Origin of the sequence: Bacillus sp. PPSBB_11 (genome assembly GCF_038023285.1) — a bacterium.
Classification (GTDB): Bacteria; Bacillota; Bacilli; order Bacillales; family Bacillaceae; genus Bacillus; species Bacillus altitudinis.
Genome location: NZ_CP150633.1, coordinates 2,246,713 through 2,259,695 on the forward strand (window position 1 = coordinate 2,246,713; position 12,983 = coordinate 2,259,695).

9 protein-coding genes and 1 pseudogene are annotated in these 12,983 nt (G+C 38.3%); 6 read left to right on the forward strand and 4 right to left on the reverse strand.

Features of this window, described 5'->3' with window-relative positions; genetic code table 11:
- Window positions 1-381: pseudogene (locus V7L95_RS10930) on the forward strand (hypothetical protein); the annotation flags it as partial.
- 369 nt (window positions 382-750) lie between these two features.
- Window positions 751-1,032, forward strand: a complete 282-nt coding sequence (locus tag V7L95_RS10935; protein WP_017366847.1) for a hypothetical protein — start codon at window positions 751-753, stop codon at window positions 1,030-1,032.
- Window positions 1,033-1,084: 52 nt separating this feature from the next.
- Here the strand turns inward: V7L95_RS10935 and V7L95_RS10940 are convergent, their stop codons facing one another.
- Window positions 1,085-2,593 carry a helix-turn-helix domain-containing protein gene (locus V7L95_RS10940; RefSeq protein WP_340966317.1) on the reverse strand — a complete coding sequence of 503 codons (1,509 nt, stop codon included), beginning with the start codon at window positions 2,591-2,593 and terminating at the stop codon, window positions 1,085-1,087.
- A 699-nt stretch (window positions 2,594-3,292) separates the two neighbouring features.
- Between V7L95_RS10940 and V7L95_RS10945 the strand changes: the two genes are divergently transcribed.
- The 4 genes from V7L95_RS10945 to V7L95_RS10960 all read left to right on the forward strand — a co-directional run bounded on the left by V7L95_RS10945 (window position 3,293) and on the right by V7L95_RS10960 (window position 11,516).
- Window positions 3,293-9,445 carry a SpaA isopeptide-forming pilin-related protein gene (locus tag V7L95_RS10945; RefSeq protein ID WP_340966321.1) on the forward strand — a complete coding sequence of 2,051 codons (6,153 nt, stop codon included), beginning with the start codon at window positions 3,293-3,295 and terminating at the stop codon, window positions 9,443-9,445.
- A gap of 21 nt (window positions 9,446-9,466) precedes the next feature.
- Window positions 9,467-10,069, forward strand: coding sequence for a class D sortase (locus tag V7L95_RS10950; RefSeq protein WP_076822902.1), 603 nt, complete (start codon window positions 9,467-9,469; stop codon window positions 10,067-10,069).
- Window positions 10,062-10,388: a hypothetical protein gene (locus V7L95_RS10955; RefSeq protein WP_046342973.1), complete on the forward strand. Its 327-nt coding sequence runs from the start codon at window positions 10,062-10,064 to the stop codon at window positions 10,386-10,388. The genes V7L95_RS10950 and V7L95_RS10955 overlap by 8 nt, the downstream gene beginning before the upstream one ends.
- A 315-nt stretch (window positions 10,389-10,703) precedes the next feature.
- Window positions 10,704-11,516: a leucine-rich repeat domain-containing protein gene (locus V7L95_RS10960; protein ID WP_340966326.1), complete on the forward strand. Its 813-nt coding sequence runs from the start codon at window positions 10,704-10,706 to the stop codon at window positions 11,514-11,516.
- Between the two features lie 40 nt (window positions 11,517-11,556).
- On the opposite strand, the gene V7L95_RS10965 is transcribed toward V7L95_RS10960, so the two are convergent.
- The 3 genes from V7L95_RS10965 to V7L95_RS10975 form a co-directional block, all read right to left on the reverse strand.
- A complete protein-coding gene (locus V7L95_RS10965) occupies window positions 11,557-11,871 on the reverse strand; it encodes a multidrug efflux SMR transporter (RefSeq protein ID WP_017358818.1) in 315 nt (104 codons plus the stop codon).
- On the reverse strand, window positions 11,872-12,216 hold the full coding sequence (locus V7L95_RS10970) for an SMR family transporter (protein ID WP_076822860.1): 345 nt from the start codon (window positions 12,214-12,216) through the stop codon (window positions 11,872-11,874).
- A gap of 80 nt (window positions 12,217-12,296) precedes the next feature.
- Window positions 12,297-12,854, reverse strand: a complete 558-nt coding sequence (locus V7L95_RS10975) for a TetR family transcriptional regulator (RefSeq protein ID WP_076822904.1) — start codon at window positions 12,852-12,854, stop codon at window positions 12,297-12,299.
- Window positions 12,855-12,983: the final 129 nt, after the last annotated feature.

Here is a 12,983-nt window from a genome sequence, read left to right on the forward strand (position 1 = left end):
AACGACACCGGAAAATGGGTTTGCATTTCTCTTCATCGTGATCATTACATTCATGCAACAGTAAAAGCAAATAGACAAGAGAGAAGCTTGCTTACAGATAAAATCTTGATATTCATTGATGCCCTTACATTTGAAGCCGTTAATTACATAGATAGAAAAGAAATGTTTAAGGAGTGTGGCATGTTGGATGAACTCCAACCCCCTGGTAAAATCACCATGACAAAACAAGAAGCCTTCGAAAAATTAAAAGATCGATTAGAGCTGACCCCCATCTATGTATATGATTTTACAGAAAAGCAGTATGTCTTATGTGGAAAACTAGATTGTCATGATGGAGTGGATGCAGTGAGCGGGGAAGTCATTCCTTTACAGGATATTTGAATTGGCACTTTACGCTATTGAAAGAACAGTCAGTGCTGTTCTTTTTTTGTCCCAACTCCCTCTTTTTTGCAGAAAAATGGAATATTGTAGCAGGAAGTTGTCGTTTCATCACGAAAGAAAACAGGTAAGAATATGATCATAGGTCCATTGTTTGGATTCGTGGTGGAGTCAATGAGAAGACATAGGAAACGTTATACATATTAAACATTCGTGACAGTACAGTTGATCTACAGTATCAAGTCTAAAAAGTGAGTGATCATGTCTCAAGCCGTATGCGAAAATACGTGTACCGAGATCATATGATGAGTTGGTTCCGTTTGTTTTTAGGTGAGTTTGAAGCCAAGTTAGAAGAAAGTGAGGATATCTACCTTGAGTACATTGGAAGTGTTTCGTCAGTTTTTGGTTGACCATTATCCTGCGTTACAAGATGAGCTTTGGCTGAAAGATGTTGATACCCTTCGAATCTCTCCTATTCTTCATCCTTTTCTGAAAAGCAAGCTGCCAGATGGGATTGAAAAATTCACTTGTGTCCTATTCACGCAGCAAACAGATCAAACCACTGCCCCGCTCAAAGTATACCTTTTATTAGATGAATATGGGCAATCGCTTTACGCCATTGATTTGATGAATGAACAAATCGTGCTTCATTAATACAGAACCAAAAAGCTGCTTGAGCATGTCTCAGCAGCTTTTTTGGTGAAACTTAGTTTGTCATATCAACCAATCTAGATTGCAAGTTGTCCAATTCTTTCTTTGTTGGAAAAGAGCTGATCAGCAGCGTAGACCGTCCTAATTGATGAGGAAGCTCAGTATCGGTCACAATCATATCAATCCCAAGTCGATCCATTGTCAGTTCATTTAATGTATTTTCTGGACTTGTGAAAATATGAATGAGAGGAGGCAATCTTAATTTAATTAAATCCGCAATAAACAAACTATGATTATAACCTAATGTTGAAATGACAAAAATGTTCAACATGTTTCTCCGATCCATTTCCAAATGAACAAGCCCTCTCCAGTTAGAAGTAATGATACGAATCAATTCTCGTTCATTTTTCACAAAAGAAGCGAGTATATCGTCTGTTTTTAACTCTTGGATGATATGAGTAATCCTCGAATAGAAGTAAGGAAGCTGTTTTTTTACCTCTGATAAATAACTCGATTTCTTTTTGAAAAGGAATCCATCTCTTACGGTAATTTCCCTAGAATACACATAATATTGTAGAAGAATCAGTGTCATCGCCTTGCGATTAGCCACCTCTTGATGAAAAATCAACTCCAATTGATTGATAAAGGAATGAATGGCTTCAAAGAGCTGTGGTGTATGCGATTGAAAGAACGCCAATTTTTCTTCGACCGTTTCAATTGATTTATAATGGCCAATAGCTGGTTCAATCAATAATAAAAAGACAAATTCGTGACGATCCAATGTAACACCAAAAGTGTCCTTTGTCATTTGGCAAACGTGTTCTTCCAAGTTTTTGATTTGTTTATAGATACCTTTAGCTGTAGATGTTTGTTTTTCCTTATCCATTGAGTACCTATAATTGCGTCGTATGGTAAAATTTTTCCTCAATCGGTGTATGGAAACGGCGAGCCATAGGCAAAATTTATCTAAAGCCACATCAGGTAGATTGACTTCGAGCACCTGAAATAGCTTTTGTAAAAAATCAACTGCTTCTTGCTTTTGAATATCATCGAATGGCCAAAGCCTGTTTCCATAGACTTCAAACAAAAATTCCACAAAAAATTGACGAATCTCCTTCTCATTTCCATGGAACTGCATACTATCTGGTCGTAACTCAATGTCATACGAGGTAAGAAGCGAATTGATTTTATGTATGGTGTTATACAATGTGGATCTACTGATATTCAGCGTGTCCATCCATTCATAGAAAGACCTGTTTTGTTCAAAGAAAACGCCGTCAATCAATCGAATTTCAATCGTATCTTTTAGAATTTCTTTGATATAGTAGTCGACTCGTATCGTCTGTGTATAACAAATGGATATGCCTTGTCTTGGCTTTATGCGGATTAACGGCTCACCGTTCTCTGTTTGGAACGACTTCATTTGTTCTAAATCGTTTTGAATGGCACGAACCGAACCGATTTGTTCATTCGATATCTCTTGAAGGCTCCACCACTTATCTTTTGATACAAGCAGTTTTAGAATTTTTATCCATCTCTTTGATTTATTATCAATGAGCTCCATTAAACAACTAACTCCTTCCCTTGGCTTGCCTTTATATTATGAAGTTCACTTAAAGAACATTTTAATTTCTAAATAGGCATAAAATGATTTTAATGTTTAGGCTAAATCGTTTTGTCTTCACTTTTCATGATAAAAGAGAAAAAAATTAGACGAAAACAAATGTTATACCCTAATTCTCCATATCTTTCTTTTAAAAGATGATAAGTATGCCATGAATCCTATAAAAATGGATCATTTTGTTTATTTTTTTGCTGCTCAAACGGTAAATGTAAGAATAAAAAGCATCGGCTTTTTGATTACCATATGGAAGGGAGTAGAAGGAATGCGATCTATATGATGCTGAACTATCTCACCATACATACCATATGAGTCATGCTTGTTTTATATGAACGTTCTATATGTGAATACATGCTTATATATGCATGTACTAATCGTTTGTTGTTCATTCCAGTATAAATAGAAAAATTTACATTTATTCTTTTCATGTTCCCTCTCACTATTCCCCATTGCTATAGACCCCTATCCAGCTACTATATCTACTACTCATGATGACCTTTCAAACTCATGATTGATCAACTCATTTTATTCATAGGGTCTTAAGGTGCAATTTTTAGAAAAATTTGATCAGAAGCGGAGTGATTGATCAGACAGTATACAAATGCTTTTTTAATCGTTGTTGAAAAATAATTGTAGAAAAGGGTGGATGTATTGAAAAGAATATTGTCGCTGGCACTGATGACCGTGTTAGTCATACAGTCTAGTATATTAGGAATCTTGCCTTTAGCAGGGGCACAAGCTAAAGACATTCAAGAGAATATTTATGGAAATATTGAGTTTGCTGATAGCGAAGGCAACAAGTTATCAAACATAGAAGATCAGCAAGTAAGAAAGGCCATTGTGCATTGGTCTATCAAAGGAATTGATCTCAAAAAGCAATATCCGTATATTCTCTCTCTTCCTTCAGTCATTCAGGTAGAGAAGGAGCAGAAAGAACGAATTACTGTCAATGACATACCTGTTGGTGAGTATACCGTTTCGAAACAAAATGAAGTGACGGTCACATTCAATGAGGATATTGAGCTTGATCCGAATTTAGAAGGATCTATAGATATTGACGTCACCAGTATAGCTGAGAAAAAAGAGAAAACAAAGCAAAACGAGCGTGAAGAAAATCTTTTAAAAGATGATTCAACCTCATCGGAGAAAGACAAAGCTGCTAACAATCAAGAAGCAGCGCAAACGACACAAAACGATGAAGATGAGTTACTAAAAAACAAAGTGAATGTCTCTAAACGTGTAGGACTGCAAAGTGTGTCGAAACAAATGACAATCCAAGAAAATCTTCTCACTGATGCGCAATTGATATTTGAAGATCAAGAAGGAAATTCAGTAGAAAGGCCTGATATCAACTCACTGATTTCCATTAACTATAAGTGGGCCATCCCAAATGGTCATAACTATAATGGCGGGGATGAATTCCATTTCAAGGTTCCAGAGGAATTAGTGATTTACGAAAAAATCGATCGTCTCGAGATGAAATTTAATCAATCGATCATTGGTTATTTTTCTGTAGATGAAAGCGGAAATGCCTCCATCGAGTTCACAGATTTTATTAAACAATATTCAAATATCCAAGGAACACTTCAAGTATGGACACAATTAGATAAAAAAACAGTGATCACTGAAGAAAAAGAAGTGGTGATTACCCCGATTGAAGGCAAAGATACGATATCGATTCCGATTCAATACATTCCAAATGGTCCGAATGTCTCTAAAAAGGGAGAACCCAATCGATCTTACAATGCTGAAACCATTCAATGGACAGTCGATTTTAATATGGACTTAGATGATGTGAAACAAGCGAAACTGTTAGATCCGATTCAAGAAGGTCAAGCGTTAAAAAAAGATTCAATCAAGCTTTATCGTGTAGATACAAAGCTAAATGGTGAAACATCGCTTGGACAGCTGCTTGACGAAAACCACTACACCATCGGCCAAACAGCAGATGGTCAAGATTTCACGATCGAATTTAAAGATGACGTGCATCTCGCTTACCGTTTAATGTATGAAACGGACATTACGAATCAAGATCAGTCTGCGTTTCGTAATAAAGCGTCCCTTGTCTCTGCTGATAAAGAGATTAGTTCAGCAGAAGGAACAGTGAATGTGACAAGAGGCAGTCCTTTAAATAAAAAAGCCGCCCACTACGATCCAGTCACTCAAACGATTACTTGGGAAATTCGGTATAACTATAACGAAAAAAAGTTGGCTCAAAAGGATGCTTTAATAGAAGACTTCTTTAACGGTACACAGGCGCTAATATCTGATTCAATTCAAGTCAAAGAAGTCACAATTGATGAGAATGGCAAAGAATCAGGAACAAAAGCGTTTGAAGATTATGTGGTTCAACCTCAAAAAAAGGATGAACAAAACGGGTTTACCTTGCAATTCAATCAAGATATCCAATCGGCTTACCTGATCACATATCAAACAAAAGCAACCGAGCGAATTTTCGAAGCTGAAGACATTATCAATACTGTAACAGCTGGCAAAGAGAGCGAACAAGGGAAGCAAAGAATTGATCAGCAAATCCTAACGAAAGACCACGGAACACCGAATTACAAGAACAAGACCATTCCATGGCGTATCATCTTCAACAAAGATCAACAAACCATGAACAACGTAATATTAAAAGATACGTTTACCAACGAAGGATTGACGCTGCAAAAAGATAGTTTAAAAGTGACGACAGGTAATACAGTGCTTGAAGAAGGCACAGATTATCAAATCGTTGAACATGCAAATGGATTTGATATTCAATTTATGAAAGAAATCAAGACAGAACATACCATCACATATACAACGTCTTTTGATTATGAAAAAAGAGCAGATAAAGATCAAAAGAACCTGCGTAACCATGTAAAACTTGAATGGGTAAATGAAGATGGCAAGGATTTGACGAAGGAAAACCAATCTGTCTTTACGCCTGACACATACACGCAGTCAAATGGGTTCAAGAATGGAACATATGATGCAAAGAAAAAAGAGATCACATGGAATATCGGTGTGAACTATAATTTGAAACATCTAGAAGAGGCGAAAATCGAGGATTTCATTCAAGGAAATCAGCGTTTGCTTAAAGATTCAATTATCGTCTACTCGCTTGATTTACAAGGCGGGGAAAATGGTGCGGAAGAAAAAGAAGTATTAGCGAAAGAACATTATGACATCAAATTCCTTGAAAATGAAAAGGGAGAATCAGGCTTCGAAGTCATTTTCAAACATGCCATTGATTCCCCATACAAAATCACGTATCAAACAAGTGTTGAAGGAATGGATTTAGTACAGAAAACCTACGAAAATAAAGCGACCCTTTATGATGGAAAGACGAAAGAATCAGACGTGAATGCTGTGGTGTCCATTCCAAATGGAGGGAAATACACGAGCAAATCAGGAAATCAACAAGGGAAAGTCATTGATTGGAAACTGAATATCAACTTTGGTCAATCAACAGTCCAAGATGCGACGATTATAGACCATCCGAGCAGTAACCAAGCCATAATAGAAAACTCATTTCATCTGTATTCGACAACAATAGATGAAAAGGGGCAAGTGACCAAAAAGGAAGAGCTGGAAAAAGGGAAGGATTATGAACTAGACCTTGAATTCGATCCAGATTCTTTTCAAATCAAATTTAAAGAAGAAATCACGAGACCCTATATTTTAGAATACCAATCTCTCATTTTAGATAAGGTGGGAAGTACACTTCAAAACGAAGTAACGTTTAGAGGTGAAAATGTAAAAGAAATCAAAAAGGAATCCGAAGCCTCAATTGTGGTCAAACGTACCGCTGGCATGGGAGATGGCACAGGAGCGATTGGCGCTTTAACCATTCATAAGGTAGATGCGAGTAGTGGAAAAGCGCTAAAAGGAGCAACCTTTTCTCTGACAGATGCTGCGAGCGGTATCGTCATTGGAACAAAGACAACAGATGAAGAAGGAGCTCTTCGATTTGATCGTCTTCTGTATGGTGACTATATCGTGACAGAAGAGAAAGCACCTGATGGTTATTTGAAAACGAAGGAACCGATCAATGTCACGATTGATCAGCCTTACGAATCAGGAGATCAAACGAAAACAGGAAATAGCATGACGGTGCAAAACCAAGAAATCCGCCAGCATGTGAAGCTCACGAAAAAAGACAAAGAAACGGGTACGGCATTAGAAAATGCAGAATTTGAACTGAGAAATGAATCCGGAGATACCGTCCAAACCCATTTGAAAACGGATGAAAAAGGAGAAATCCTATTCAAACATCTTGAGCCAGGTTCCTATTATTTTGTTGAAACAAACGCACCGAAAGGCTATCAATTAAATCAGCAAAAATGGCCGTTCACCATTAAAGAAAATCAAACAGAAACAACGGTTGTCACCGCAGTAAATGACATCATCAAAGGCTCTGCAGAATTGAGCAAAATAGGTGAAGGCGGAGAGAGACTAGAAGGTGCACAGTTCAAGCTCTTAGATCAAGATGGGCATGAGCTAAATGGTGCGCTTGTCACAGGAAAAGATGGCAAGATCACGATCAATGAACTAAGACCGGGTACGTATCAGCTCATCGAAACAAACGCACCAGACGGTTATGTATTAGATGAAACACCCATCACATTTGAAGTACCACTCGATCCAAAAGAACCAGTCATCATTTCACAAAAGAACCTCTATGAAACAAGTGCATTAGAAGTGATGAAAGAAGGGGAAGATGGCAAGAAGCTTCAAGGTGTTCGATTTGAAGTCTTGGATCAAAATGACAAAGTCGTGCGTAAAGATTTGACAACAGATGAAGATGGGAAGCTGTTGGTCGACAACCTCAAACCGGGCAAATATCAGCTTGTGGAGACAGAGAGTATTGATGGTTACCAAAAGAAAAATAAACCTTATCCGTTTACCATTGAAATCGCACAAAAAAAACCGGCAGAAATCAAAGTGATCAATGATCTCAAAACTGGAGCTGTCCAGCTCACGAAACTCGGTGAAAAGAATGATGTGCTTGAAGGAGCAGAATTCAAGCTAGTAGATGCAAATGGAAAAGAGATAAAAACAGGTCTTGTCACAGATGAGAACGGGAAGATCATCGTCAACGATCTGAAACCTGGAACCTATCAGTTTGTTGAAACGAAGGCGCCATTCGGTCATGAGCTTGACGAAACACCTGTCACTTTTGCTATTCCATTTAACCCTGAGAAGCTGGTCAGTGTGACAAAAGAAAATAGCCGCACAACTGGCGGAGTGCTGTTACACAAAAAAGGTGAAGATGGGAAATCATTAGAAGGGGTTGTCTTTGATCTATCTGATGCCAAAGGAAAGATTGTGGCAGGAGGAGAAGGAATTACAACCAATCAGGATGGAAAGATTACCTTCACAGGTTTAAAACCTGGGGAATATCAATTTGTTGAAAGAAAGAGTCTTGAAGGCTATGAATTGAGTGCGAAACCACTTGTTTTTGAAGTTGAATTAGGTCAAAAAGACTTGATTCAAGTGGAGGCAATCAATCAGCTCAAGAAAGGTTCTGTAGAACTCACAAAAATAGGGGAAGAAAAAGAAAGATTGAAAGGCGCAGAATTTACACTTTTCAATGACAATGGTAAAGAATTGCTGTCAGGTTTGACAACCAACGAAAAAGGCATCATCACTGTCAACGATTTGAAACCAGGCGCTTACCAATTGGTTGAAACGAAGGCTCCTTTTGGACATCAACTTGATGCAGAACCAGTAGACTTCAAGATTGATTTCAATCCAAATCAACTGGTGAAAGTGACAAAAGAAAATATTCGGACGACAAGTGCGGTAAAGCTTCAGAAAAAAGGGGAGGATGGTCAATTGCTCGCTGGCGTGACCTTTGACCTGATTGATGCGCACGATCAGCGTGTGAAGAAAGACTTGAAGACAGACAAAAACGGTCAACTGACAGTCGATCAACTGAAGCCAGGAACCTACCAATTTGTCGAAACAGCAAGCATTGCTGGCTATGAATTGGATCAGACACCTGTCTCATTTACGATTCGTTTAGGTCAAGACAAACCAGCAAAAGTCGAAATGATCAACAAACTGACGCATGGAGCAGTGGAACTGACCAAAGTGGATGCTGAAGGACACACGCTGGAAAACGCAGAGTTTGCTCTTCAGAGTAAAGAAGGGAAAACGTTGAAGAAATCACTTGTAACGGATCAAAAAGGAAAGCTGCACATCAACGATCTAAAACCGGGAGAATATCAATTCGTTGAAACGAAAGCGCCTCACGGCTATGAATTAGATGATCAGCCGATCCGGTTTACGATTGAGAAAAATCAGCAGAAGCCTCTTCAATTAACTGCGAAGAATCACTTGATTTTAGGAAGTCTGCGTATCATAAAGGTAGACCAGCAGACTGATAGAACCTTAAAAGGTGCAGCCTTCGACATTCGTACAAAAGCTGGGAAAATCATCAAATCTGTGACAACAGGAAAAGACGGAGAAGCCATTGTCAAAGGGCTTAAACCTGGTGAATATACACTCACAGAGACGAAAGCTCCAAATGGTTATGTAGCGTTAAAAAAACCACTCGCTTTTACAATTCAAATGGGCGAAGTGGAGATCAAGACATTGATTGTAAAAAATGCTCCAATGAAGAATGAAGGGGACCACACGAATCCCCCAGCCTCAGATCAAGGGGATCAACATCCGCCTCATGATTCAAACGGTGAATTGCCAAAGACTGGGGAAGAATGGCTACGTTATTTGATGTATGCAGGGATTTTACTAGTAGTGTCTGGAACTGTTCTTCTTGTAGTCAGAAGAAGAACCATTCAGTAAAAGGAAGGAACGAGTGTATTGATGAAAAAAAGAACCTTATTAGGCAGCTTTTTGGTGGTCGCGGGACTAATGCTCATCTCCGTTCCTTTTCTATATGAGTGGCGAACGTCTCAAGAGACAGCAGCCATGGAACAGGCATTGAAAATGATTGAAGAAAATGACAGTGATGCCCTTTCTTCTATTCCACATTTAACTGTGTCAGAAGAAGACCTGCGAGATACGATGGAGCTTGAGATCCCGTCAATTGATTTAAACGAAAAAGTGCTACCTGTTACATCAAAAGAAAATTTAAGTATTGCACTGACTCAAATCAAATCTCATCAAATGCCAGGGGAAGGAAATTTCACGATTGCAGGCCATAGAGGGTATAGAGGCGATCGGCTTTTCCGGCAGCTGCCAGAGGTGCCTAAAGGAGAAAAAGTCGTCTTACATCATCAAGCAGAAACATACGAATACAAAATTGTCAGCTCAGCTACGATAGAACCGACGGATGTTGATGTACTAAAGGATCGCGGGAAAAATGAACTGACATTGATCACTTGTACTCTTGATGGCCAGAAACGATTTGTCTTAAAAGGAATACGAATCAATGCTTCAAAGGATAAGCAGCCGTCGGATGTATAACACCAACATAATAGATGATGAGTTTGATGGAAAAGCAACGCTCACGACCGACATGTTACACCAACTGTTAGTAGAGCATTATCCCACTTTAAAAAACGAACGTTGGGATGTGGATATAGATACAATTCGGATTTCGCCTATTCTTCATCCTTTATTAAGAAGAAAGATCCCGATAGGTATTGAAAAATTCACATGTGTTTTGTTCACGCAGCAGACAGGGTCCTTTGGAGAGCCTTTGATTGTATACTTTTTATTGGATGAAAAAGGCGAATCGATTTACGCAATGGATTTCTTGCTTGAGCAGCATAATCCACATTAAACGAGAAATAAAAAAGCAAGATCTTTAATGAACCGGTTCGGTTTTAAGGTGGGAAAATTGTATTAGTCATATAATGAGGACTCTAATTCGTATATGAATTGGAGTTCTTTTATTTGTTTATATGAAAGAGTACGAGCTATCGTCAAGACCTGTGCAGAATATATGGAGGATAGTGAAAGCGAAGTCGTTGATATGTTGTTGCTCCATATTTTAGATGATAAAGATTTTATAAATCGGAAAGAATAATGTTTTGACTCTAAACTTCTGATAAAATTCATTTAGATATCCACCATTCGTAGGTGTGGAGGTAAAAGAATGCTCAAAGAAGACCCTGATTATATTTTTCGTCATGATGCCCAACCAGAAGTTGTTCATGATTTAGCCGATGTAGATGAAAATGCCACCGAGTTGTTAATCACAGGAAAAACAAAAAATATTGAAAGGTTGAACTCTTTTTCTAACCTGACGAAATTGTGGATTTACAAAGTGGGCCAAAAGGAATTCAATACGATCTTGAGCTTAGTTAATCCCAAAATGCTCTATATGCGTGAACTGAGAGTAGAAGATTTATCAATCATCAGTTCTCTTCAAGATGTTGAGGTATTGTCACTTGAATGGAATACAAAGGCACAAAGTTTATGGGATCTATCAAAAAACACTTTTTTAAAATCTTTATCCTTAACAGATTTTTCAAAGTTGAATGACATAGCCCCTTTGCAAAAAAACACTGGTTTAGAATGGTTACAATTGTCAGGTGGGATTTGGAATACATTAAATTTAAATACGCTTCAACCTTTAAGATACCTCAAGAATTTAAAATATCTGTGCTTATCAAATATAAAAGTGAAGGACGAGTCTTTAGAGCCAATATCGGCATTAGAGGGACTCAAGGAACTTGATATTTCAAACCAATTCCCGACAGAAGAATACGCTAGATTATCCGTCACCCTTCCAAATACGAAGTGTGATCGTTTTGCACCATATATCTTTTTATCAAGTCCTATTGTAGATAAAGATGTAATGGTGATTGGAAAGCGGAAACCGAAATTAAATTCAAAAGTCGATGTGAAAAAGTTACAAAAATACGAAGAACAATTTAAAGCGTACCAAGAAAAGTATATAAATTAACTTAAAAAGCAATGGAATAGATTTTCTATTGCTTTTTCTATTACGCAAACAACTTCAGCCCAACGACGCCAATCACAATCAGCAGCAAGCTGAGGATACGAATCATATTTTTCGGCTCTTTAAATAGAATCATATTAAACAAGACAGAACCCGCTGTTCCAAGTCCAATCCAAACCGTATAGGCAACGGAGACTTGAACGGAAGAGAACGAGGCGTACAAAAACAAAAAGGATAAGGCAAATCCGCCGACAAATATAATGCCTGTCGTGAGTTGCTTTTTCTTACTAAACATATTGAGACCAATGGTTCCGCCAATTTCACAGGCAGAGGCCAACAGTACAAAAAACCAGCCCATTTATACCGCTTCTCCTTTCTGCTCATGTGCATCTCCATCAGACACTTTCAGTCCAATAATTCCGAGAATTAAAATACCCATAAATAAAAGCTTTTCTAATGAAAACGAACCGCCGAACAGCACATAATCCATCAAAGACGTACCAATCGTTCCAACTCCGGCAAACACGGCGTACACAGTCCCTGTCGGCAGCTTCTCGCAGGCTTTCATTAAAAAATAAAAATCAACCGGGATCAGGCAGATTATGATCGCCCACTCCCACACAGCATCAGCTCTATTTAAACCAAACACCCAAAGTAATTCAAATAAACATGTGAGTGCAACATACATCCAGCTTTTTTTCATCGTATTTCCTCCTAAAACTTAAAACTGACGATTCGTCATTTTGAAGCCGAAAAAGAGCGTACAGCAAGTGCTGTACTAAGTTAAGGTGTCTCTATACCGAGTGCGTAAAGAAGGAATTGCTTGACCTCTCGTTTTTGAATCAGAACCTCTTCTGTATCTGTTTCTGTAAATAAGTACATTTGCTCAGCTGATGATTCAAGTAAACCGATAATGAATTTCGCAGCATATTGACAGTTCAAGTTCGCACGTACTCTTTTGTCCTGCTTTGCCTTTTCTAAAAAGGAAGCGACCCATTTGTAAATCGGTTCATAAATATCTTCCCATTCCTTTAAATGCTCGGTGGCAGCTAAACCTGAATACGTTAGGGCAAGGACATCACGGTATTGTCTTGTAAAAGAGAAAATAAATTCAACTAGCGCATCTGCTTGATCAAGTACATCCGCATGCTGAGTGAGTTCCTTTTCAATGGCAGGGACCATCTGTGCGATTAGATGTTCAGCGATGGCAGGCATGACAGACAGCTTTGAAGGAAAATATAAATAAAACGTTCCTTGCGCTACTCCTGCTGCTTTCACAATATCCGAAATGGTCGTCTTTTCGATTCCTTTTTCTTTAAACGCGTCAATGGCAGCAAGCATAATCTTATCTCGTTTCGACACATCATCACCGACCTTAAATGACTGAATGTCAGTCAGTTTAGCGGAAAAATGACGATTTGTCAATATGGGTTTCTCGTCATTGAATAGGAGAATAAGTGATGAATAGAT

Coding starts and splice junctions, on each gene's coding strand:
- V7L95_RS10940 (WP_340966317.1), bottom strand. CDS start 2,593: ATGGAGCTCATTGATAATAAATCAAAGAGATGGATAAAAATTCTAAAA.
- V7L95_RS10950 (WP_076822902.1), top strand. CDS start 9,467: ATGAAAAAAAGAACCTTATTAGGCAGCTTTTTGGTGGTCGCGGGACTA.
- V7L95_RS10955 (WP_046342973.1), top strand. CDS start 10,062: ATGTATAACACCAACATAATAGATGATGAGTTTGATGGAAAAGCAACG.
- V7L95_RS10960 (WP_340966326.1), top strand. CDS start 10,704: ATGCTCAAAGAAGACCCTGATTATATTTTTCGTCATGATGCCCAACCA.
- V7L95_RS10965 (WP_017358818.1), bottom strand. CDS start 11,871: ATGGGCTGGTTTTTTGTACTGTTGGCCTCTGCCTGTGAAATTGGCGGA.
- V7L95_RS10970 (WP_076822860.1), bottom strand. CDS start 12,216: ATGAAAAAAAGCTGGATGTATGTTGCACTCACATGTTTATTTGAATTA.
- V7L95_RS10975 (WP_076822904.1), bottom strand. CDS start 12,854: ATGCTTGCTGCCATTGACGCGTTTAAAGAAAAAGGAATCGAAAAGACG.